The following is a 24,717-nucleotide window of genomic DNA, read 5'->3' on the forward strand; positions in this document are numbered from 1 at the left end:
TGATGATGCAACCTGGTTGCTTTGTCCGAGTTTGGAAAGGTTAAAGAAAATGTTTTCTGGAGGAAATTTTATGAATGTCGCTTTAAAGGCAAAAAGGATAAAAGGTGCATATTATTTTGTTCTTGCCACCGCCATAGCCCAGCAGCTATATGTACCTGCTGAGTACAAATATTTTCATCTGCCCCTTGTGTTTCTGACACTTATCAATGCTGACATGTACAATTTCGATTACAGGGATTATGTCAATGAGTACAGGATCTTATTCCTGCTGGGTTGCAGCACCCTAACTGCAGCTGCAGACGGATTTACAGAATTAGACTTCAGGATTTTGTACTATATCTTCATGGCGGGATCGATGTATTTCATCGGAAGGTTCGTGTACAATACGGTAAAGGTCTTTTCCATGGGAAGGGAAGGTGAAAAGTACATAAACGACAGGAATGTAAAGCTTTTCAAAAGCGGCGGAATGTTCATGAGAATCTACGGAATGATGATTATTGTCATAATGATTTTCGCTTTTGCTTACATGCTGTTTGATCTTATTTGCTTGGTTTAGAAACATCATTGGTATATTATGCGCATGCATTAATATAAGAAAGCAGCTATGCTGCGTTAATCGCGAGAGCGATTATTCAAAACGCGAAGGAAAGTAACCTTAATAGCATAGAACCAATGCTTCAAGGGTCTATGCATATTTTGACTTTCCTGAGCTGAAAAATATTCAGAGGAATCTGAAAAATTATTAGGAGGTTTCATTTATGTTAGGAGTTATTTCAATTATTCTTACTTTGGTAATGCTCATGTACTTTGCGTACAGAGGGGTTACTGTACTGGTACTTGCACCGTTACTGGCAATGCTGGCAACTATTCTGGCGGGAGAGTTCCCTGCTCTCTATGCCTGGACAGGAATGTTCATGCCGGCTGCGGCAGGTTATCTGCAGAAATATTTCCCTGTATTCCTTACAGGAGCTATATTCGGCAAGCTTATGGGAGTGTCTGGAGCTGCCAAAACCATTGCCCACTTTATAGCTGAAAAAATAGGAAAAGACAAGGCAATCTACGCAATAGTAATAGCGACGTCGTTGTTGACTTACGGTGGAGTTTCGCTGTTTGTCGTAGTATTTGCGATGTATCCAATAGGAGCCACACTTCTTAGGGAAGCGGACATGCCAAAGAGATTCCTTCCTGCATGTATAGCCCTTGGTGCATTTACGTTCACCATGACTGCACTGCCGGGATCACCGCAGTATATAAACACAATGCCTACTGTATATTTCGGAACAGACATCTATGCAGGTACTGTCCTTGGTATCCTGGGATCATTGATTATGTTCTTCATGGGAACTACATGGATTAATGTAAGGGCTAAAAAAGCCATGGCTGCCGGTGAAGGCTATGGAGACCACCCTGATGAAGGGTTTGAAACTGCCATAACAGATACTGCAGAAGAATTTGTTGAAGCTAAGCTTCCTGGATTTGGAATATCTTTTGCACCAATCATCCTGGTTTTCATAATCAACTTTGTACTTACAAACTTCTACTTCAAAAGCGAGGCTGTAATGGCGAAATATGCTGAGTATGGAGGAGTAAACGGAACATGGTCTGTTGTAATAGCTTTGTCTGTGGCCATAGTGCTTTGCCTCTTCACTTTCAGAGAATTTATTGCACAGAAAAACAAGACTGTATTTGATGGAGCTGTTGGATCTTTGCTTCCTGTATTCAATACTGCATCAGAGGTTGGATACGGTGGAGTTATCAAGTCGCTGGCTGCATTTACAACACTTAAGATTGGTTTGATCGGCATTGCAATGCCTGCAATATTGAAGGTTGCCATTTCATCTACAGTGCTTGCCGGTGTTGCAGGTTCTGCATCAGGTGGTCTCGGTATTGCCCTTGAGGTTCTTGGAGACGAATTCATGCATATGGGAATCAACCCTGAAGCTATTCACAGAATCATGGTTATGGCTGCAGGCGGACTTGATTCACTGCCGCACAATGGTGCCGTAATAACATTGCTTTCTGTTTGCCACCTGAACCATAAGGAATCGTACATGGATCTTGGATTCTGTACGGTATTGACACCTCTTGTAGCGACACTCGCTTGTATAGTGTTCTACCTGATTACAGGAATAGTATAATATATTTACTTATTCAAACCGTAATATGGGCTGTTGTGAAAGCAGCAGCCTTTAATGGTATTTGGAAGTCAAAAGTGCATAATCCCTTGAATTTATGGGATTTCATCTTAATGGTCAAAAATATGAAAGGAGATTTATAAATGAACAAAATTATGACAGCGGCTCAAGCCGTGGATCTTATAGGAAACGGATCTAGCGTCGGCATGGGTGGATTTGTAGGAAACATGCATGCTGAAGAGATATCAATTGAAATAGAGAAAAAATTTCTTGCCCATGGAGAGCCGAAAGACCTGACCCTGATTTATGCGGCGGGACAGGGAGACGGCAAGGACAAGGGTCTTAACCATCTTGGACATGAAGGATTGGTATCAAAGGTGATAGGCGGACACTGGGGGCTGGCTCCAAAGCTTGGAAAGCTTGCACTTGAAAACAAGATTCAGGCATACAACCTTCCCCAGGGAGTCATTTCGCACATGTTCAGGGATACTGCGGCAGGAAAGCCCGGAACTCTTACCCATGTAGGATTGAAAACATTTGTAGATCCAAGGGTTGAAGGTGGAAAAATCAATGATGTAACAAAGGAAGACATAGTGAAGGTCATAGGCATCGGTGACAAGGAATATCTTTTCTATGAGTCTCAGCCGGTTGACTTTGCAGTAGTAAGGGCAACTTATGCTGACAGGAACGGAAACGCAACATTCGAAAGAGAATGCAACTCTCTTGAGGTTCTGTCAATGTGCCAGGCTGCCAAGAATTCGGGTGGAAAGGTTATACTTCAAGTTGAGGGAATCGTGGAGAATGGTTCCATGGATGCAAGAATGGTAAAGATACCAGGAATATACGTGGATGCAATCGTAGTTGCAAAACCGGAAAACCACATGCAGACTTTCGCAGAACAGTACAATCCGAGCTACAGCGGTGAAGTGAGGGTGCCTGTTGAATCGATAAAACCACTTGAGTTGAATGAGAGAAAGATAATCGCAAGAAGGGCTGCCATGGAACTGGTGCCAAAGGCTGTTACAAACCTTGGAATAGGAATGCCTGAAGGGGTATCGATGGTTGCTGCAGAGGAAGGCATAGGCAAGGAAATGATTCTAACGATAGAGGCGGGACCTGTAGGCGGAGTCCCTGCCGGTGGAAACAGCTTTGGAGCTGCAATAAACCCCGACTGCATACTTGACCAGCCATATCAGTTTGACTTCTATGACGGCGGCGGACTTGACGTTACTTTCCTTGGCCTTGCGCAGACGGATGCAATGGGTAATGTTAACGTAAGTAAGTTTGGTCCTAAAATACCGGGATGCGGAGGATTCATAAACATTTCCCAGAATGCAAAGAAAGCTGTATACATGGGAACATTCACTGCCGGAGGACTGAGGATATCGGTCGATGATGGAAAACTGTCCATAGACAATGAAGGAAAGGCGAAGAAATTCGTAGAATCTGTTGAACAGGTAACCTTCAGTGGAGACTATGCAGCGGAGACAGGACAGCCTGTACTTTATATAACTGAAAGGGCTGTATTTGAACTGAGCAAGGAAGGTATCGTATTGACAGAAATCGCTCCTGGAGTTGACCTCGAAAAAGACATACTTGCCAACATGGCCTTCAAGCCCATAATTTCAGAAAACCTGAAGCTTATGGATGAAAGAATTTTCAGAGAAGAAAAAATGGGACTGACTATCTAGCGTAGGGAATGACAAAATGCCCAAAATTCAATAATCTTATGCACCCTGCACCCCGAATATCATTCGGGGTGTTGTGCTGTAAGGTAAACATTACAGTATTTTATTTTATATATTCGAGTTGTATAGTAAACCATACAATTTATGATTGGTGAGGGAGAAGTGTCATGTATCATTTACAGAAGGGATATCGTTTGCCTTCGAAAACCCGTAAAATGTGTATAAATATCTTAACAAAAACCGCGGGAAAATATAAATTTTGCAATAATCGTTGAAATATCAACGAGAATGAAATGGTATGAAAAAATTGGCACGGTAATTGCTTTATATAGGTATATAGATAAAGCTCGGATAAGGGAGAATGGGACTAATAAATAATATGGAGGATGTTTATGAAGATTTGTATTTTAGGAGCGGGAACCATGGGTTCCGGAATAGCCCAGGTGTTTGCACAAAACGGTCATGAGGTTGTACTGAGGGACATAAAGGAAGAGTTTGTAGAGAAGGGTTATTCCTTTATTGAGAAGAACCTGGCAAGAATGGTCAAGAAAGAAAAAATCACTGAAAATGAAAAAGCGGAAATTCTCAATATGATCAAGCCCACGACGGTACTACAGGAAGCTGCCGACTGTGATCTTGTAGTGGAGGCTGCAGTTGAGAACATGAAGATAAAGAAGGAAATATTTTCCGAGCTTGACAAGATATGCGGTGAAAAAACCATCCTGGCAACAAATACATCATCCCTGTCCATCACCGACATAGCTGTTTCCACAAACAGGCCAGACAAGGTTATAGGAATGCACTTCTTCAATCCTGCACCTGTCATGAAGCTTGTGGAGATAATAAAAGGCCTTTCCACTTCTGATGAAACATTTGCGGCTGTCAAAGAACTGACTGGTTCCTTGGGCAAGGAAGGCGTGGCTGTAGAAGAAGCGCCCGGATTTGTGGTAAACAGGATACTGGTACCTATGATAAATGAAGCGGTTGGAATACTTGCAGACGGAATAGCCAGCGCAGAGGACATTGACAATGCAATGAAGCTTGGCGCCAATCATCCGATAGGCCCCCTTGCCCTTGGAGATCTAATAGGACTTGATGTTTGCTTGTTCATAATGGAAATTCTGAACAACGAATATGGCGATCCGAAGTACAGGCCTCATCCGCTGCTCAGGAAAATGGTGAGAGGAAACAAGCTCGGCAGAAAGACTGGAGAAGGGTTCTTCAACTACAGGGAGAAGGTCCTTGTTGGAGCAAAGTAGAAACTAACAGATAATACAAATAGAGGAGATAAGGAATGAGAGAAGTAGTAATAGCAGGTGCGGCAAGAACGCCAGTTGGATCCTTTGGAGGTACATTGTCAAAAATGTCTGCTGTAGACCTGGGAGTTGCAGCGGCGAAGGAAGCGATGAAAAGGGCTGGGATAAAGCCTGAGGATGTTGATGATACAATAGCGGGCTGTATTCTGCAGGCCGGTCTCGGTCAGAATGTAGCAAGACAGATCTCCATTGGAGCAGGAGTGCCTGTGGAAAGACCGGCAATGACACTTAACAAGCTGTGCGGTTCAGGCCTTAGAGCAGTAAGCATGGCGGCCCAGTTCATCATGCTGGGAGATGCAGACATCATACTGGCGGGAGGAACCGAAAGCATGAGTAATTCTCCATATGTATTGCCCGGCAACAGGTGGGGACAGAGGATGGGAGATGGCCAAATTGTGGATACCTTGATAAAGGATGCATTGTCTGATGTTTTTTATGATTACCACATGGGAATAACGGCGGAAAATATTGCGGAGAGGTGGAATATCAGAAGAAATGAACAAGATGAGTTTGCCCTTGTTTCTCAAAACAGGGCGGAAGCGGCTCAGTTGAGCGGAAGATTCAAGGATGAGATAGTGCCTGTTGAAGTTCCTCAAAGGAAAAAGGCCCCTGTAATCGTGACCGAAGACGAGCATCCAAAGCATGGAATGACAATGGAAATGCTTGGAAAGGCCAGAGCTGCTTTCAAGAAGGATGGAACTGTAACTGCAGGAAACGCTTCGGGAATAAATGACGGCGCGGCAATGCTTGTAGTAATGAGCAGGGAAAAAGCCGATGAAATAGGTATTGAACCCTTGTGTACAATAGTATCCCACGGTTCCGCCGGTGTTGACCCATCCATAATGGGATACGGTCCTGTACCGGCATCAAGGATTGCTCTTGAAAAGGCTAACATGACGATTGACGACATAGATTTGATAGAAGCAAATGAAGCCTTTGCGGCACAATCCATAGCCGTAGTGAGAGACCTCGGCATAGACCCGGAAAAGGTGAATGTAAACGGTGGGGCAATAGCTCTCGGCCATCCAGTAGGGGCATCCGGTGCAAGGATACTCATTACCCTCATCTATGAAATGATTAAAAGGGAAGCAAAGACGGGACTTGCCACCCTTTGCATAGGCGGAGGAATGGGAACTTCGCTCATTGTAAAAAGATAGCCTCTGCTTGAATTCAAGCGGTTATATACAATATCAGTTTAAGTTGCAAAACATTGAAAAGGGACTCTTCGCAGGGTTCTTTTTCTTGTTGAAATATAATAGAAGAGGTTATATAATATTTTTAAAGTGTATGGTTTACCATACACAATATGTTGTTGAAGAGGTAGAGTATGCTGGTCGGTAAATTGATGCTAAAGAATCCCATAAAGATATATGAAGATGAAATCGTCACCCAGGTGGCCGAGAGGATGCAGAACTATAATTTCGCCAGATTTCCCGTTCTGGACAGGGATGAGATGCCTGTTGGAATATTGAAGAGGAAATATCTTGAAATGGAATCCGGCGATTCCGATGTGACGGTAAAGGATATCATGAGAAGGGTCAGTGATGAAGAGGTCATCAGAGAGTTTGAGGAAGCCTATACAATTTTCAACAGAGCAGGGGAAATGTTTTTTGTCGTAGATGAAAAGGGACGGTTCAAGAGCATATTGAGGAAAAGACATGTGATGAAAATGTATTTTGAAAGGCTGGAATACACTGAGTCCAACCTAAGGGGAGTTATTGAATGTGTAGATACGGCTGTTTTTTCCGTCAACAGGCTTGGCAGGATAGTTTTCATAAACAATTTCGCCAGGGAGCTTCTGGGAATAAACGGGGACAAAATTGAGGGAATGGTCATCGGCGAATTGATACCCGATGTTGACATTATGGAAGGTATAGACTCTGGAGTTGATGAATTCAACAGGAATTTCGATTTCAACGGCAGAAGGCTGGTTCTCAGCAGGTATGTAGCCAGGAGCGACGGTAAGGCCATTGGAGCAATATGTTCCCTGCGGGATATTACAAGGTACAATGAAATAACCGATGAGCTGGCATTGGAGAAGACTGAAAAGGAAGTGCTGAAGTCGGTCTTCAATACTGCTTATGACGGACTTATTGTAGTCGATGCAAAGGGTTATATTACCATGATATCCGACGCATACAAGAGCTTTCTGGGGGTTGAGAATGAAAATGTAGTGGGAAGGCATGTTACGGAGATAATAGAAAATACAAGGCTTCACAAGGTGGCGGAAACAGGGGTGCCTGAAGTTGCAGACCTTCAAAAAATCAAAGGCGACTACATAGTTGCATCCAGGATACCTGTTTTCAAGAATGGCAAGGTTGCAAGTGTTGTAGGCAAGATCATGTTCAGGAACATCGATGAATTTGAAAAGCTGTACAAGAAGATAGGCAAGATTGAGCAGCAGCTTGAAAACTACAAGGATGAACTTTCCAAGATAAACAAGGCAAAGTACAACTTCGGGGACATAGTGGGAAGAAGCAACGAAATGAAACGTGCGGTGAATCTTGCTAAAAAGGCGGCTTATACCAACTCCAATGTACTGATACTTGGAGAAAGCGGAACGGGAAAGGAGCTTTTTGCACATTCCATCCACAATTCAAGTGCAAGAAGAAACAAGCCCTTCATAAAGGTCAATTGTGCCGCGATTCCTGATGACCTTATGGAATCGGAGCTTTTCGGATATGAGCAGGGAGCTTTTACAGGGGCAAAAAAAGGCGGGAGGATAGGCAAGTTTGAAGTGGCCGACCAGGGAACCATTTTCCTTGACGAGATTGGAGACATGCCAATGCATATGCAGGCAAAGCTTTTGAGGGTTATCCAGGAAAGGGAAGTCGAAAGGATAGGTTCCAACAAGACCATTAAGATAGATGTGAGGATAATAGCGGCCACAAACAGAAATATCGAGAGGCTTATAGAGGAAAAGAGGTTCAGGATGGACCTTTATTACAGACTAAATGTCGTAACCATAGAAATCCCGTCCCTTAGGGAAAGGATAGATGATATAGACCTTTTATGCAGGGATTTTCTCGAGAAATACAGGGTCAGATACTACAAGAAGGTTGATTCCATAAGCGAGTCTGCAATTGCAAAATTGAAAAAGTATCCATGGCCGGGCAATGTCAGGGAACTTGAGAATATTGTAGAGAGAGCAATAAACATTCTTGACACGGAGACTGTAATCAAGCCAAAGCATCTGCCTTCGGATGTGTCTGGAGTCTTTGACATCGAGGATGTCAAGCCCCTAAAGGATGTGCTCAACGAAACCGAAATAAGGACCATTGTACAGTGTCTTGAGGTTGTGAGTTTTAATAAATCCAGAGCTGCGAGGCTTCTTGGGGTCAGCAGGGCTGCATTTTATGAGAAGCTGGACAAGTACAAAATCAAAGTTGTCAACAAAACCATACATATTGGCGATTAAAATTGAAGATATGTCTGGTAAACGATACAGGTTATTTTGCGATTGTCTTGAAAACCAGACAAAACAGCGCTAAAAATTGTTAAAATACTAACAAAAAACCTTGAGGTTTGTGCGTGCGATATCGTTTAAACCTGCAATTATTTAAATTGCAGGTTTTGCTAAATTCAAGGAAATCAAAAGTGTTTAAATGTTAAAAATGTTGATATTTAGGGGATTATGACGTTTTGTGCAAGGAGGGTATGCGCTGGTTAATATGATGGGTTGGCAATTTTGGATAGTTAAAAAATGCACAAATGAAAAAACTGGCATGGTTTATGCATAATAAATAACACATAATGAAGATGGAGGATTTGAATGAAGGTATGTATTTTAGGTGCCGGAACCATGGGAGCAGGAATTGCCCAGGTATTCGCACAGAATGGACATGAAGTTGTATTGAGAGATATCAAAGAGGAATTTGTTGAAAAGGGTTATAGCTTTATTGAAAAGAACCTTGCAAGAATGGTGAAAAAGGAAAAAATCACTGAAGAGAAAAAGGACGAAATCCTTGGAAATATAAAAGCTACTGTTGACTTGAAAAACGCTGCGGACTGTGACCTGGTTGTTGAGGCGGCTGTTGAGAACATGAAGATAAAGAAGGAGATTTTCGCTGAACTTGATCAAGTATGCGATGCGAAGACTATCCTTGCATCCAACACTTCGTCGCTTTCCATCACTGAAATTGCAGTTGCCACAAAGAGACCTGAAAAGGTAATAGGAATGCATTTCTTCAATCCTGCACCTGTAATGAAGCTTGTTGAAATAATAAGAGGGCTTTCCACTTCTGATGAAACCTTTGAAACAATCAAGGAACTGACTGAGTCATTGGGCAAGGAAGGTGTAGAAGTTGAAGAAGCTCCAGGATTTGTTGTAAACAGGATACTGGTGCCTATGATCAATGAAGCTGTAGGAATATTGGCTGATGGCGTTGCAGGCGCAGAAGACATTGACAACGCAATGAAGCTTGGCGCCAACCATCCAATAGGGCCATTGGCTCTTGGAGACTTGATAGGACTTGATGTTTGTCTTTTCATCATGGAGGTTCTTCATGATGAATTTGGAGACCCTAAATACAGACCGCACCCTCTTTTAAGAAAAATGGTTAGAGGCAACAAACTTGGAAGAAAAAGCGGTGAAGGTTTCTTCAAGTATTAAAATAGTTTGTAATAAAATGTCCGGTTTGCGATATGGCTTTGATCAAGGCCTGTTGTGGACCGGACAAAAAAGGACCATTATGTGTTAATTATTTCACTAAAAATGTCGGTACAAATCGGTAAACAGCTGGCCTCTGCTTGATGGAGGCTATTTGTTGGCGGATATTTGTTAATAAATTATCTAAAATTATGGAGGTTTGAAATGGATTTTAACATGAAAAAAGAGCATGAATTGCTTGCGCAGCTTTATAAAGAATTTACTGAAAATGAAGTAAAGCCTTTGGCTGCTGAAGTTGATGAAGAGGAAAGATTCCCTGCTGAGACAGTGGAGAAGATGAAGAAATACGGAATGCTTGGCATCCCTTTCCCCAAGGAACTCGGAGGACAGGGTGGAGACAACCTTGCATACATAATGCTGGTTGAAGAGCTTTCCAAGGCTTGCGGAACTACAGGGGTTGTACTTTCAGCGCACAATTCGCTTTGCTGTGCTCCTATATACGAATTCGGAACTCAGGCGCAGAAGGAAAAGTACCTGGTGCCGCTGGCAAAGGGTGAAAAGCTGGGAGCATTCGGCCTTACAGAGCCTAATGCAGGTACTGATGCAGCAGGACAGCAGACAAAGGCTGTTCTCGAAGGAGACCACTACATCCTCAACGGATCAAAGATATTCATAACCAATGCATCTACGGCAGAGGTGTTCATAGTATTTGCAATGACCGACAAGTCAAAGGGAACAAGAGGCATCAGTGCATTCATAGTTGAGAAGGAATTTGAAGGATTCTCAATAGGAAAGAAAGAGCTTAAAATGGGAATCAGAGGTTCCGCTACTTGCGAGCTTATATTTGAGAACGTAAAGGTGCCAAAGGAAAATCTTCTTGGCAAGGAAGGAAAAGGCTTCGGAATAGCAATGAAGACTCTAGACGGTGGAAGAATAGGTATTGCCGCTCAGGCGCTTGGACTTGCACAGGGAGCAATTGACGAATCAGTGCAATATGTAAAGGAAAGAAAGCAGTTCGGAAGGTCACTTTCCAAGTTCCAGAACATCCAGTTCGAGCTTGCTGAAATGCAGACAAGAACAGATGCAGCAAGAATGCTAGTTTACAGGGCGGCATGCCTTAAGGATAGCAAAATGCCTTACAGCAAGGAAGCTGCAATGGCCAAGCTTTACGCTGCAGAGACTGCAATGTGGGTGACTACAAAGGCTGTACAGCTTCACGGCGGATACGGATACACTAGGGAGTATCCGGTTGAAAGAATGATGAGAGACGCAAAGATAACCGAGATATATGAAGGTACATCAGAAGTGCAGAAAATGGTAATTGCTGCAAACATGCTATAGGAGGAAAAATAATGAAAATAATTGTATGTATAAAACAGGTTCCTGACACAAACGAAGTAAGACTAAATCCTGAAACCGGAACTCTAATCAGGGACGGAGTGCCTAGTATAATCAATCCAGACGATAAAAGCGGTCTTGAGGCTGCCCTTGCACTGAAGGACCAGCACGGAGCGCATGTAACTGTCCTGACAATGGGACCTCCACAGGCTGACGGAGCTTTGAGAGAAGCCCTTGCAATGGGAGCGGACGAAGCCGTACTTCTTACAGACAGGGCTTTTGCCGGCGCCGATACTTGGGCTACATCACTTACTCTTGCAAAGGCTATCGAGAAAATGGACTATGACCTGATAGTTGCAGGAAGACAGGCAATCGACGGAGATACTGCACAGGTTGGACCTGAAATGGCAGAGCACCTTAAGATTCCTCACGTAAGCTATGTTGAAGACATGCAGAAGGACGGGGACAGCCTTATCCTTAAGAGGATGTTCGAAGACGGATACCACAAGATCAAGATCCAGACTCCTTGCTTAATTACGGCCCTTGCTGAAATGAACAAGCCAAGATACATGAGCGTAGGAATGGTATTTGACGCCTTCAGGGAAAAGGAAATCAAGACCATGACATTTGCGGACCTTGACATTGAAGCTGAAGAAATCGGTCTGAAAGGTTCCCCTACAAAGGTTAAGAAGTCATTCACAAAGGGTGTGAAGGCTGCAGGTGTCAAGTACGACGATCTTGACGAAAAAGAAGCTGCAAAGGTAATCGTTGAGAAACTTAAAGAAAAATTCATCATATAAGGGAGGTAATATCGTGAAGAGAGAAGAATGCAACGGAGTATTTGTTTATATAGAGCAGAAAAACGGTGATATACAAAATGTATCCCTGGAGCTTCTTGGAAAAGCTCAGGAACTTGCTGGAGAGCTTAAGCAGGAAGTAACAGCCGTAGTGATAGGAAATGAAGTGAAGGATGTTGAAAAGCTTGCCCACTGCGGAGCCGACAATATCATCTATACCGAGGGTGAGGACCTTGAACTTTACATGACAGAGCCATATACAAAGGTTCTCGCTGAAGTGATCAATGCAAAGAAGCCTGAAATATTCCTTTTCGGAGCCACTGCAATAGGAAGGGACATAGCTCCAAGACTGGCGGGAAGAATCCATACAGGACTGACTGCAGACTGTACATCCCTTGAAATAAACGAGGAAAACAATGACCTCATGATGACAAGACCTGCTTTCGGCGGAAACATCATGGCTACCATCATATGTCCCGACCACAGGCCTCAAATGGCTACTGTAAGACCGGGAGTTATGAAAAAAGCAAAGACTGATACTACAAAGACTGCAGAAATAGAGAAGTTTGCAGTGGAAATCACAGCGGCAGACAAGACTTATGAGATTCTTGAAGTTGTAAACGAAGTATCGGAGAAAATGGACATCCAGGAAGCGAACATCCTTGTATCTGGAGGTAGAGGAGTAGGAAGCGCTGAAAACTTCGACAAGCTTGTGAAGCTTGCAGACGAGCTTGGCGGAATAGTATCTTCATCAAGGGCGACAGTTGATTCAGGCGTGATGCCTAAGGAAGTGCAGGTTGGACAGACTGGAAAGACTGTAAGGCCTGATCTGTACTTTGCATGTGGAATATCCGGAGCCATCCAGCACCTTGCAGGTATGGAGGAGTCTGAATTCATAGTAGCCGTAAACAAGGACGAGACTGCACCTATATTTGATGTTGCAGACCTTGGCATAGTGGGAGACCTTAACAAGATCGTACCTGCTGTAGTTGAAGAGCTTAAGGCTGCAAAGCTGGCCAAGTTCGAGTAAGGACGCCATATATAAATATAAAAAACATGCAGCGGTAGGGCATCTTGCCTTAGCTGCATGTGAACAAACTCAAATTACAAAAAAGCAGATGGAAAGGGAGTACTCCTTCCATCTGCTTTTTTATAAAAAAAAAATTGCCACTCCGGCAATTTTTTAATATTCTTGTCTCAATGTCTTTTCGTACATATCACAGTTTTTTAACATGCATTTGTTATCTATATTGTGAATACATGTTACTGTTCCGCAAGCTCTGAACTTAAGTTTTGCAACATTGAATTCTTTGTCTTTCATTTCCTTATTCATAATTATAACCTCCGTGTTTTTCTTATGAACAAAGTATATCACCTTAAATGCAGGATGTCAACATAATATTGCAAATAAATGTAAAAAAACTATAAAAATATGTAAAATAACAGTAAAAATGCAAGAACAAAATCAAAAATGCAAGAAATTGTCAAAAATGCAACGTGAAAACGATTTCTTAGCTTGCAAAAAATAGAATATAAATTCAAATCTTATGAATTGCGTACATAAAACAGACGGCGATATGCAGGAAGTGAATTCGATTGATTCAAATGAATGTAAATAAAATATTCCTGCAGGTGATTTTGAAGAAAAATATCATGTATGAGATTGGAGGTCGGTGTCGTGATTCGACGGATTCGGATAGGGGAGAAAGCATTGTGGGAATAATGGCAAAAAAAAAAATTGCCGACTGGCAATTTTATATCTTCTGATTAATATTCTTGTCTAAAAGCTCTTTCGTAAAGTTCGCATTTCTTAAGCATGCATTTATTGTCAATATTATGAATACAAGTTACGGTACCACATGCCTTGAACTTTAATTTTGCAACATCGAATTTATTGTCCTTCACACATTTATTCATTAATATTTCCTCCTTGTTTATCTTATGGACTAAGTATACCACTTGATATGCAGGAAGTCAACTATAAATTGCAAAAAAATATAAAAAACAGAGGTAAAACTTATATAATGAACACCAAAATGCAAGATTGAAATAAAATATGCAAGAATTGGTTTAAGAAATGACGTTCAAACTTGCAAAAAACAGTGTGGGAATTCATAGATTATGCAGTTTTGTGTAATAATGCAAGTTGCGGTGCAGGAAAATGAATCGAATGATGCAAATTCGTGGGAAATAATAAAATTATGCAAGATGAGGTTTTGGGACTGATTTTGAAAAAAACAAGCAACCATTGGAAAAATTCCATTCCACGGTTGCTCTGTTTTGATTAATTAAACTGCATGCAAATATTAGAATTCTATATTGTTTTCATCTGAAAATGGATTTGATCTTGTCGCGAAAGAGAACAGGAATGGATATTCCTTCTTCTGGTATCCCATATAGGACAGCCACTCTTTTGCAAGACGGGAATACACTCTTTCAACATCTCCTGTCAGATGTTCCACATCTTCCCTGGATGCTGCATCAAGATCCTTCCTGGCCCCAAGCTCTTCTATCAGGTGAAGCATGGCAAGGATGAGGTCGGTAAGACCGTCGTGCTCTATGAGGTGGGGATTCTGGATCAGATTGAGTATGAAACCCTTGTGTGATGCAATCATGTCCTTAATGCTGCAAAGGTCGTCTGAATCCAGGTTAAGTTTGTATGAGTGGTTGTTCAAACCGTCTCTCATGACTTTTAGCTCCTTAGGCGAAAAATGTACGTTCTCTTCGATTATGGACTTAAGGCTATGTATTTCGTCGTCTGATGATATAAGTTCCTTTAAAAGGCCGTTTCCCGCCTCACTGAAGAAGACGCTAACCAGAACATTGGTTTTTTCTCTGATTTTTTCCCTTTCCTGGTCTTCGATTGCTTTGTGGATTATAAGGGATACGAAAATGACTTCGATTGGTATGAAGGCAAGATCTTCCATGAGGTAGAAAGCCACATGGTGGAAATCGTGGAACAGCTGGTAATGTATGGCATACAGAATCGATGAGGCAAGCAATAGTACAATGGGAAGTTTGAGTTTATTGATGGTTTTCATTGATACTCCTTAATTCATTAATTTTACTTGTTTCGAATAATAAAACTTGTTAATTATTATACAAATTATATTTTGCCGTGTAAACAAAAAATACCCGATTGCCTAGGCAATCGGGTGTATCCGTACAACAAAACAAAATATATATTTTAAAGAGGGGGGAATTTATAAACCATAATCATTATACACAATATTTTGAGTTTGTAAATGCTCAAAATATTAAAAAAACGTAACATTTGCGGGACTTAATTTAACCAGCTGAAAATACAGATTGTTAAATCTTAAACGTTTTTCCTGCCTCTGCTGCCAGGAAGGGTATCAGAGATATTGTAAATGCTATTGCAAGCTGATTCAGCGTCATGGAATGTATGTCGAAGATGTTTCTCATGAAAGAAAGCTCAATTATTAAGAAAGTTAACAAATACGAACCACCAACGGCAAAATTTAAGTATTTGTTCCCGAAAAATCCAGTCTTGAATACGGACTTGTTTTCCGATCTGCCCGAAAATGCCCGTAATAGCTCGCCGCTTATGAGGGTGAGGAAGGCGAAAGTATTTCCATACTCGTGACCCATTTCGGGATTGATATTGTAACCAATTCTGAAGGAGATCAGTGCAGCTGCCGCCAATCCTATAGATTGGAAGACTATCCCGGTACCCATTTTTTTGTCTATTATAGGAGACTGGGGATCTCTTGGATTGAAGCTCATAACATCGTCTTCTTCCGGTTCCATTCCCAGTGCAAATGCAGGGAGGGAATCCGTGATGAGGTTCACCCATAAAAGCTGTATAGGAGTAAGTGGAGAACCCCAATCCATGAGCATGGCAGTGAATATGAGAAGAATTTCACCGATATTGCATGAAATAAGGAAGCTTACAAATTTCCTTATGTTGCTGAATATTACGCGGCCTTCCTTTACCGCTCCTACTATGGAGGAGAAATTGTCATCAGTAAGAATCATGTCTGATGCTTCCTTTGAAACATCGGTGCCGGTGATTCCCATTGCTATTCCTATGTCGGCCTTTTTAAGGGAAGGGGCATCGTTTACTCCGTCTCCGGTCATGGCTGCAATCTGGTTGAGATTTCGCAGGGCATCCACTATATGCACCTTGTGCTGTGGAGACACCCTTGAGAATACATTGATCTTTCCAACTGTATCCATGAAGCTGCTATCGCTCATTTCATCTATTTCAGCGCCTGTGACAGCTTTTTCATCTCCTTCAAGGAGCCCTATGTCGCTGCCTATTGCCGATGCTGTAACGGCATGGTCGCCGGTTATCATTATTACCCTTATTCCGGCAGATTTGCATGTGGCTATTGCATCCTTTGCTTCTTCTCTTGGCGGATCTATCATTCCCGACATGCCGCAAAGGACCATATCATTTTCTTCAGTGGCGGGGTCCGCGGTCTCCGATACCTCCTTGCAGGCGTAGCAGAGGACTCGCAGGGCCTCTTTGGCCCATTTCATGTAAATTTCATTGAGCCTGTCCATGTGTTCCGATATATCATGTAGCTGGCCGTCGATTTCTATCCTGGTGCATGCCTTGAAGATGGAATCGGGAGCTCCCTTTGTGAACATCATTGTTTTCCCGTCTATGCTGTGTACGGTACTCATCATCTTTCTTTCGGAGTCGAAGGGGAATTCCTTTAGTCTGGGATAGTTTGAAATCGTCTCCTCGTGGTCAAGTCCGCCTTTTTCACCCATAACAAGTAGTGCACCCTCTGTAGGGTCTCCAAGCACTCCTTCATTTTCAACATCCAGTTTTGAATCATTGCAGAGGATTCCTGTTAGAAGCATGTTCCTGAAGCTTTCTTCCTTGTATGTTCCCTCGATTTTCCCTTCAAGACTGTAGCCGGTACCTGTTATGTCGAATTCGCCTGAACCGTTGAAGACCTTTGTTACAGTCATCTTGTTCTGCGTCAGTGTTCCTGTCTTGTCGGAGCAGATCACGGTTGTGCTTCCCAGTGTTTCCACAGAACCAAGATTTTTGACAAGTACATTATTGCTTACCATTTTCTTCATTCCAAGGGCCAGTATTACCGTTACTATCGCAGGCAGTCCTTCGGGAACTGCAGCCACTGCGAGGCTGATTGAAACCATGAAAATTTCCATAAGATCCATTTTCCTGTAGAATCCAAGGGTGAAGATGATAACGCAAACCACGAGACAGGTTATTCCCAACTTGCCGCCGAGGGAGTTAAGCTTTTTCTGAAGCGGGGTTTCCTCATCTTCTTCATCAAGCATTTCTGCTATCTTGCCCATTTCAGTATCCATTCCGGTCTTGACAACTATTCCCCTTGCCCGTCCATAGGTTACTATTGTGCTCATGAAGGCGGAATTGATTCGTTCGGCAACGGGTACCTTTTCATCAAGGACTGCGGAACAGTCCTTTTCCACTGCAACGGATTCTCCTGTAAGGGCGGATTCTTCCACTTTCAGGTTTACGGCTTCTGCAAGCCTTATGTCTGCCGGGACAAAGTTTCCTGCTTCCAGTTCTATGATATCACCTGGCACAAGGAGGTGGGATTCTATTTCCATGACCTTGCCGTCCCTTAAGACCCGGGCGTTTGGTGATGTCATGTCCTTTAAGGCCTTTACGGCATCTCCCGCGCTTTTTTCCTGTCGTGCACCTACTAGCGAGTTCAGTACAACTATTATCATGATCACCATACCTTCTGTGAACTCTCCTATTATTGCCGATACAAGGGCTGCCAGTAGAAGTATGATTATAAGGATGCTCTTGAACTGATTGAAGAAGAGCTGCAGAAATGTTTCGCTTCTACCCTCCTTGAGCCTGTTTTCTCCATATTCCTTGAGACGTTTTTCGGCTTCCGATGCAGAAAGACCGGAATCCATGTCCGATTTGAGTTCGGAAGTCAATTCTTCGATACTTTTATTGTGCATGTGAACCTCCTCGTGAGTGTAAAACTGCATACATATATTATAATACAAGATTGCAATAAAGAATATGGCTTAATGCAGGAACTGCTCTTCGTTTGAATATTCATGCAATAAAAAAGGTCAGCTTGACTCTGAAGAGCCCTGCTGACCTTTATCCTTATCTTTCCTCTATATACTTGAGTATTGCTTTCCTCGCATCTCCTATCATGTACAGTGACCCGCAGTAGATGTTTATATCCTTTTCGCCGGTCTTGATATATCTGGTTGATGCCTGTATGTCGTTGCAGGCTGTGACTTCAATATCGGAGTGGACTCTGAACATTTCAGCGGTCACCTCGGCTTCTTGAGCCCTTGGGTTGTTTGGTGTGAGAGTCACTGCGCTTTTGACATAGGGAAGCAGCATCTTTATGGATGTGGTCACATCCTTGTCTCCCAGCATGCCGAAGAACAGATTGATGTCATAACCCTTGAAATAATCCCTTATATTTGAGCTGAGAGTTGCTATTCCGTCGGGGTTGTGAGCTCCGTCTATGATTATCATGGGGTCCTTTGACAGGATTTCCATCCTTCCCTTGAATTTCACGTTTTTCATTCCATTGAGGATGTTGCCCTTGGATATGTTGTATCCTTTGCTTATGAGTATATCCACGGTTTTAAGCACAACCAGTGAATTGATAGACTGATGAGCCCCAATTAGACTCAGATCGAATTCGTATATGCCTGTTTTGTTTTCTAGGTTCAGGTATCTCAGCTTCTGCCCTTCGGGGCTGAAATCAAGGATTTCAATATCATCCTTGTCCACAAGGTGGACTCTTGAAATCTTGTTGAAGGCCATTTCCCTTATAACATTGAAAACCGATTTCTTTTGCGGGTATACCACAACCTGGCTTCCTTTTTTTATTATTGATGCCTTTTCATAGGCTATTTTTTCAACGGTATCCCCAAGGTATTCGCTGTGGTCCTTGCTTATGCTTGTTATTATGACAACTTCAGGTTTTTCGATTACGTTGGTGGCGTCAAGTCTTCCTCCCATGCCCACCTCCAGCACCACTATATCAACCTGCATTATGTGGAAGTAATAGAATGCTACGGCGGTTACTATCTCAAATTCCGTAGGATGGTTTTTTCCTTCCCTGACCATTCTGTCAACGGCTCCCTTTACAACGGAAACACAGTTGATAAGGTCGTCCTTGTCCATAAGTTCATTGTCTATCTGGATCCTTTCCCTGAAGTCTTCAAGGTATGGGGAGGTGAACAAACCCGTCTTGTAACCTGCATCCTTAAGTATGTAGGAAAGCATGGTGCACGTCGATCCCTTTCCGTTTGTTCCCGCCGCATGAATGTATTTAAGTTTTTTATGCGGGTTGCCCATGAGGTTGAGAAGGTATGTGATGTTCTCCAGCCCAAGCTTTGACCCGAATCTGTATGTTGAATGTATATATTGCAGTGCTTCTTCGTAATTCATCTTTTATTCTCCTCGACTAATATATAGCTCGCGTGTCTGACTCAGTACAGCGACTTTGTCTTATCTGCAGTATATACAAATATTTGTTCTTAATCAAGTGAAAATTGCCGATGACATTTTTCGTCAACGGCAATTATTTCCGATATACGGTATTCTTTTAATTCCATGCAGGCTTACCGGTAAGGCTCAGCTCTATGTTTGATTCGATGAATATATTGTCCTCGTCGTTAGGGCTCTGTCCTGCATATATGTCGTGTATATCCTTGTCAATCTTTACGTCTGTTATGTCGGTGGACAGGGAAGTATTCATCAGGTGATTCGTTCCTTTCTCCACTGCTGCATTTTTTGCCGATTCCACATCTTCAAAAATCTCCCTTCCCCAGGGCGAGTGCATTATTGCACCTCCATTTCCATCGGAGTTTATTACAATGCTTATCTTCTCATATACGTTGCCGGAAGCGGCACCTATGGCGTTTGCTACATCCGCATTTTCGGGTATGTAAAGCTGCCCGTTCAGAAGATCTGATACCTGGGGCATATAGGCTTTAACGGGAGCGCCTATGGCGACTATTGGAGTCTTGAAGCTGCAGGATACATCGAAGGATGAGGATTCGCTGTTTCCTTTGAGCATCTTTTCTATGAACAGCTTCGCATTTTTCTCGTTCTTGTCAAATGTTTCACCGTCATAGTCCATGGCGCTTTCGATTATTGATTTTGAAATCTTTTTTACAGTTTCGTGCAAAATTCTTGAAGCTAGCGCGCTTTTGGTGGTTCCGAGCTCTTTTGCCATTATCTCCACTGCAGCAGAAGCTGTCCTGGCGTCATGCTGTTCATAGATTTCCGTTGCATGGAGGATGTCCGTTGGAGTCAGGGAAATCAATTTGATGACACCTTTTTTTTGAAGAGTATTCAGATATATGCGACTGAAGTCATTTCCCAGATTGCTTACAAGATAGTTGTACGTATGAGGACCCTTTTCCAGGGCGGAAGCTATGATTTTTTCCCGGTCTGTCAGTTGCTTTGCCTTTCCGACAAGCTTGTACCCTTCAATGGAATTGAAGCGGTATACATTGGCGCCTGAGTAGTAGTCCCTTATTTCATCGGCAAGATAGGAGCAATTGATGCCTGCTTCAGAGAAGGGGATTGATTTTTCCGGTCCGATTTTTATGTCTTCAAGACTGTTTATCCGGACGATGCTGTCTCCTCCAACTCCGTAGGTGTTTATTTTTGCGGACTTGACCCGGGTATGCCATCCGCCTACCTTTGCACCTTCCATGTCAATCTTTGGTATGTTGTTTCTGATTAGGGCTATGTCCGTTGTAGTTCCGCCTATGTCCACGATCAGGGCGTCCTTCAGGTCCATGAGCTTTTTTGCACCTATGATGCTTGAGGCAGGGCCTGAAAGTATTGTTTCAATGGGCTTAAGCATGGCGGTTTCCTCGTCCATCAGCGAACCGTCCCCCTTTACAACCATGAGTGGAGCCTTGATGTTTTTTTCGAGGAGTACCTTTCTTACGCTTTTGATAAGCGATTCTATGGTGGGCAGTATCTTTGCATTAAGTGATGCCGTCACGGCCCGTTCATGAAAGCCCAGCTTTGATGTAAGCTCGTGCCCGCAGACGACGGGCTTACCGGTTCTTTTGTATATGAACTCCCTTGCAAGCAGTTCGTGTTCTGGATTTCTTACGCTGAAGTAGCTGGAGACGGAAAATGTTTCAACTTTCCTGTCAAGCTCGTCTACAGCCTTCATAAGCATGTCCGTGTCAAGAGGTTCCTTTTCGTTTCCGTAAATGTCGTGACCGCCTCCGATGACACGGCAATTCTTGTTTGGCAGCGTGTCTATCATCTCATGTCCTATGAGTATGGTTCCGGCTTCGCAGCCCCTGCCTTCAACTATGGCATTAGTTGCCAGGGTAGTTGACAAGGATACTCCTGAGACCCTTAAGTGTTCCGGTATTTCCAGGCTGTCTATGCTGTCCTTGATTCCGTGTACCAGGTTTTCATATGTTGTAAGAGATTTTGCTTTGGCAATTATTTTGTTTTTTTCTTTATCATAGAGTACGGAGTCCGTATAGGTGCCGCCCGTATCTATTCCAAGTATATAAGCCATGATTCACTTTCCGTTCGTTTATTGATATCTATATGATACTACTAAGAATAGTTGCGTATTATAACATATTTATACAGAAATATAACAAATTTTGTATAAAACTTGGCTATGCAACATAATGTCATAATATTTTTACAATTTCATCAAATGCTTTTCTTCTCTTCATGTGACCAAAGCGGTTGTTAAGTCGCGAAGGAAACTTTCCCAAGCTACAAAAAAGCCGGCGTCTGCCGGCTTTTCAATAGTTACTGTGTTCTACATTATGTGTCTGCTAAGAAGGTCGTCCACTATCCTTTTTGACGATTCGGGATTGTAGAATCGTCTAAGGTTTCTTTTCATCTTTTTTAATACCTTTGGACTATTCACTAGTTTCAACACAAGAGATGCAACATCGCTTGTATTCTTTGCAATAAGAGCAGCTCCCTTGCTTTTGAAGTATTCTGCATTTTCCTTTTCCTGCCCAGGTACGGGCTTGTAAAGTATCAGCGGCAGGTTTGCTGCTGCAGCTTCACTGAGTGTTATTCCTCCGGGCTTTGTAACCATAAGATCGGCTATCTTGTAGAGTTCGTGTATTTCATCTATATAGCCAAAGGAATGTATGTTTTTAAGATTCATTGAATCAATCTTTCTTTTGAGCTTGCCGTTGTTGCCGCATACGATTATTGTCTGCAGTTCCTCGTGTCTGTTCAGTTCCCGGCACAGTTTGCCCGGATCCTTCAATAGGCCGTTTGCTCCTGCAGATATGAGAACCGTTTTTTTGTCTGCCTTGATGCCGTATTTGGTATAGACTTCATCCATATCCAGATTCTTCTCAAACTCTGTTCTAATAGGTATCCCCGTAACTTCAAGCTTGCTGGTCGGAATGTTCATCTCCTGAAGCTTTTTCTTGAGGTCGTCCGTAGCCAGATATATCCTGTCAAGATTGTCATTGATCCAAAGCCTGTGGCAGCAGTAGTCCGTAACAACATTGACGACGGGTATCTGATAGCCAATCTTTCTGGAGTATTCCGCTGCAGACATTACAGGAAATGTATTGACTATAATGTCCGGCTTGAATTTTCCGGTGACGACTTTAAGGGTGCTGTAGCCGAACCTTCCATATAAGTGTATGAGCTTTGTCCTGGATATCCTGTCTATTCCATAGTAAAAACGGGAGTATGTGTTTCCAAGATTGAAGATCCTTTCATAGGTCCTGGATATGTTGTTTGTGATAATGGGATGGGACTCTGTGAAAATATCGTAGAGCAGAACATTGCATCCCTGTTGGCTGAATGTTTCCTTGAGGGATTGTGCTGCCATTTTATGTCCGTTTCCAAATGGTGCAGTCAATATTAGTATATTAATTTTTTTCATAAAATCACCTTCGCTATTAATGATTATATCATAAATCATCAAGATTTGGTTAGTGTTAAGGAGAGATTAAGAAATAATTAAGAGAAGTTATTTTTTTTTGATATATGTATACCTATTGGGTGTATAATTAATATATATGAATATTTATCAGAATTAATCCCAAAATACTTCATCTCCAAGCAATGCGAAGGTGGGTAGTTCAATTGGTGATATCCGGAAAAAGGGAGGACGGCATGTTTAACGAATATACAATGGAATATTTGAATAAAAATGACAAAACAGGTAGAAAAAGAGTTGCAGCTTTTTTGGATGAACTGGATATTGTTTTCGATGAACATATAGATATTACCATCAACATGCTGGATGAAGATGGAATCATCGCCACAGCATCAGCTGAAAAAAATCTGGTGAAATGTCTGGCAGTAAAGCCTGAATACAGATCCGAAAATTTATTGAATACCGTATTTTCCGAATTGTTGAACCATCTGCATCATAAAGGGATATTAGAGCTCTCTCTCTTTACCAGTCACAGGAACGAAAAAATCATAGAAAGTCTTGGATTTAGTACCGTATGCAAGACTGACAACATAGTTTTCATGGAAAACAGCAATGACAGATTTTCAAATTATCTCAAAAAAATTTCAAGCTTTAAAGAGGATTGCATAAATACAGCTTCCATAGTGATGAATATGAATCCCATAACAAATGGTCATCTGTATCTTATTGAAAAGGTTTCAGAGGAAAATGACTGTGTGTATATTTTCATAGTATCCGAAGACAAATCGGCGGTCCCATTTGAGACAAGATACAGACTTGCTGTGGAAAGCACAAGGCATCTTGAAAATGTGAAGATAATAACAGGCGGGGAGTATATCATATCATCATCGACATTCCCATCATATTTTTTAAAGGATTATACTGTTTGGCTCGACAGCTATTGTGAAATGGATCTGACGATTTTCGGGAAATATATTGCTAAAGAACTGAATATAACGAAAAGATACGTGGGAAATGAACCGTACTGCAAGGTAACAAACAGATACAATGAGAAAATGAAGGAAATATTGCCGAAATACGGCATTGAAGTAATTGAAATTGAAAGATTTAGCATAGGAAGCAAGGCCGTAAGTGCGTCTCATGTGAGAAAGCTTGCCGGCGAAGGGAAATTTGAAGAATTGAAGAAGCTGGTCCCTGAGGCTACGTATGATTATTTGATATCTGAATACAGTGACTCAAAGAAAAGGGATTAATACGAGAAGAGACTGTCAATATGATGGTCTTTTTCATTTAAACGTTTATTATAATGAATACATATTGTATAATTAAAGTAACAGGAAGGGAGGAATGACAGTGAATATAGATAAGATCAGGGACATATATGAAAACAGGAAATCAAAGCCGCTTGAGATAAACAGGTTTTATTCCGTATTGCTTCCCTTGATAGAGAGAGATGGACAGCTTCAGATACTCTTTGAGGTCAGGTCGATGAATGTGAAACAACCTGGCGAGATATCATTTCCTGGAGGAATGGTGGAGGTTGAGGAGAACTTCATGGAGGCTGCAATCAGGGAAACCCATGAGGAGATCGGAGCAGATACGGACAGCATAGAAATAATCGGAGAGCTTGACTATATTACCAATACAAGCAACTTCATACTTTATCCCTTTGTAGGCGTCTTGAACATGGAGTTTGAATCACTGACAATAAACAGGGGAGAAGTGGAGGAGATTTTCACAGTACCCCTGGATTTTTTCCTCGAAAATGAACCGGAAACCTACAACATATCCTACAGGCCTGACTTCAAGCCCGGATTTCCCTTTGAAAGGATTCCAAATGGAAGAGACTACAAGTGGAGAAAGATGAACTATCCGGTACTGTTTTACCAGTATGAAGATTATGAGATTTGGGGCATGACGGCAAAGATGACATATAATTTCATTAGAAGACTGAAAAAATCAAAATAAC

At 42.1% G+C, this 24,717-nt stretch carries 19 protein-coding genes; 12 read left to right on the forward strand and 7 right to left on the reverse strand.

Annotation, left to right across the window (positions count from 1 at the left end):
* The first annotated feature begins 70 nt into the window (after nt 1-70).
* The 10 genes from BUB05_RS10250 to BUB05_RS10295 all read left to right on the forward strand — a co-directional run bounded on the left by BUB05_RS10250 (nt 71) and on the right by BUB05_RS10295 (nt 12,913).
* The gene (locus BUB05_RS10250) at nt 71-556 is read left to right on the forward strand and encodes a hypothetical protein (RefSeq protein ID WP_073049519.1); all 486 of its coding nucleotides are present in this window, start codon (nt 71-73) and stop codon (nt 554-556) included.
* 202 nt (nt 557-758) lie between these two features.
* Entirely contained in the window at nt 759-2,138 is a 1,380-nt protein-coding gene (locus BUB05_RS10255) for a GntP family permease (protein WP_073049520.1), read from the forward strand.
* A gap of 140 nt (nt 2,139-2,278) precedes the next feature.
* Nucleotides 2,279-3,826 carry an acyl CoA:acetate/3-ketoacid CoA transferase gene (locus BUB05_RS10260; protein ID WP_073049521.1) on the forward strand — a complete coding sequence of 516 codons (1,548 nt, stop codon included), beginning with the start codon at nt 2,279-2,281 and terminating at the stop codon, nt 3,824-3,826.
* A 389-nt stretch (nt 3,827-4,215) separates the two neighbouring features.
* Entirely contained in the window at nt 4,216-5,082 is an 867-nt protein-coding gene (locus tag BUB05_RS10265; RefSeq protein WP_073049522.1) for a 3-hydroxybutyryl-CoA dehydrogenase, read from the forward strand.
* A gap of 35 nt (nt 5,083-5,117) precedes the next feature.
* Nucleotides 5,118-6,296: an acetyl-CoA C-acetyltransferase gene (locus tag BUB05_RS10270; RefSeq protein WP_073049523.1), complete on the forward strand. Its 1,179-nt coding sequence runs from the start codon at nt 5,118-5,120 to the stop codon at nt 6,294-6,296.
* A gap of 170 nt (nt 6,297-6,466) precedes the next feature.
* The gene (locus BUB05_RS10275) at nt 6,467-8,557 is read left to right on the forward strand and encodes a sigma-54-dependent Fis family transcriptional regulator (RefSeq protein ID WP_073049524.1); all 2,091 of its coding nucleotides are present in this window, start codon (nt 6,467-6,469) and stop codon (nt 8,555-8,557) included.
* 354 nt (nt 8,558-8,911) lie between these two features.
* A complete protein-coding gene (locus BUB05_RS10280; RefSeq protein WP_073049525.1) occupies nt 8,912-9,751 on the forward strand; it encodes a 3-hydroxybutyryl-CoA dehydrogenase in 840 nt (279 codons plus the stop codon).
* A gap of 201 nt (nt 9,752-9,952) precedes the next feature.
* On the forward strand, nt 9,953-11,089 hold the full coding sequence (locus BUB05_RS10285; RefSeq protein ID WP_073049526.1) for an acyl-CoA dehydrogenase: 1,137 nt from the start codon (nt 9,953-9,955) through the stop codon (nt 11,087-11,089).
* Nucleotides 11,090-11,100: 11 nt separating this feature from the next.
* The gene (locus tag BUB05_RS10290) at nt 11,101-11,886 is read left to right on the forward strand and encodes an electron transfer flavoprotein subunit beta/FixA family protein (RefSeq protein ID WP_073049527.1); all 786 of its coding nucleotides are present in this window, start codon (nt 11,101-11,103) and stop codon (nt 11,884-11,886) included.
* Between the two features lie 13 nt (nt 11,887-11,899).
* Nucleotides 11,900-12,913: an electron transfer flavoprotein subunit alpha/FixB family protein gene (locus BUB05_RS10295; RefSeq protein WP_073049528.1), complete on the forward strand. Its 1,014-nt coding sequence runs from the start codon at nt 11,900-11,902 to the stop codon at nt 12,911-12,913.
* Nucleotides 12,914-13,066: 153 nt separating this feature from the next.
* Here the strand turns inward: BUB05_RS10295 and BUB05_RS18680 are convergent, their stop codons facing one another.
* The 7 genes from BUB05_RS18680 to BUB05_RS10320 all read right to left on the reverse strand — a co-directional run bounded on the left by BUB05_RS18680 (nt 13,067) and on the right by BUB05_RS10320 (nt 22,751).
* Complete coding sequence (locus tag BUB05_RS18680) at nt 13,067-13,216, reverse strand: hypothetical protein (RefSeq protein ID WP_175548545.1); 150 nt, start codon at nt 13,214-13,216, stop codon at nt 13,067-13,069.
* Between the two features lie 434 nt (nt 13,217-13,650).
* A complete protein-coding gene (locus BUB05_RS18685; RefSeq protein WP_175548546.1) occupies nt 13,651-13,800 on the reverse strand; it encodes a hypothetical protein in 150 nt (49 codons plus the stop codon).
* Nucleotides 13,801-14,189: 389 nt separating this feature from the next.
* Entirely contained in the window at nt 14,190-14,924 is a 735-nt protein-coding gene (locus BUB05_RS10300) for a hypothetical protein (protein WP_073049529.1), read from the reverse strand.
* Nucleotides 14,925-15,195: 271 nt separating this feature from the next.
* Nucleotides 15,196-17,826: a calcium-translocating P-type ATPase, PMCA-type gene (locus tag BUB05_RS10305; RefSeq protein WP_175548547.1), complete on the reverse strand. Its 2,631-nt coding sequence runs from the start codon at nt 17,824-17,826 to the stop codon at nt 15,196-15,198.
* Nucleotides 17,827-17,980: 154 nt separating this feature from the next.
* Nucleotides 17,981-19,288, reverse strand: a complete 1,308-nt coding sequence (locus BUB05_RS10310) for a bifunctional folylpolyglutamate synthase/dihydrofolate synthase (protein ID WP_073049531.1) — start codon at nt 19,286-19,288, stop codon at nt 17,981-17,983.
* A gap of 157 nt (nt 19,289-19,445) precedes the next feature.
* Nucleotides 19,446-21,398, reverse strand: coding sequence for a hydantoinase/oxoprolinase family protein (locus BUB05_RS10315; RefSeq protein ID WP_073049532.1), 1,953 nt, complete (start codon nt 21,396-21,398; stop codon nt 19,446-19,448).
* A gap of 255 nt (nt 21,399-21,653) precedes the next feature.
* Complete coding sequence (locus BUB05_RS10320; protein ID WP_073049533.1) at nt 21,654-22,751, reverse strand: MGDG synthase family glycosyltransferase; 1,098 nt, start codon at nt 22,749-22,751, stop codon at nt 21,654-21,656.
* Between the two features lie 233 nt (nt 22,752-22,984).
* Here BUB05_RS10320 and citC point away from each other — a divergent pair, with 233 nt between their 5' ends.
* Entirely contained in the window at nt 22,985-24,001 is a 1,017-nt protein-coding gene (citC, locus tag BUB05_RS10325) for a [citrate (pro-3S)-lyase] ligase (RefSeq protein WP_073049565.1), read from the forward strand.
* Between the two features lie 100 nt (nt 24,002-24,101).
* Nucleotides 24,102-24,716: an NUDIX hydrolase gene (locus BUB05_RS10330; RefSeq protein WP_245819851.1), complete on the forward strand. Its 615-nt coding sequence runs from the start codon at nt 24,102-24,104 to the stop codon at nt 24,714-24,716.
* The last annotated feature ends 1 nt before the right edge of the window (nt 24,717 follow it).

The organism is Dethiosulfatibacter aminovorans DSM 17477, assembly GCF_900142005.1.
Classification (GTDB): domain Bacteria; phylum Bacillota; class Clostridia; order Tissierellales; family Dethiosulfatibacteraceae; genus Dethiosulfatibacter; species Dethiosulfatibacter aminovorans.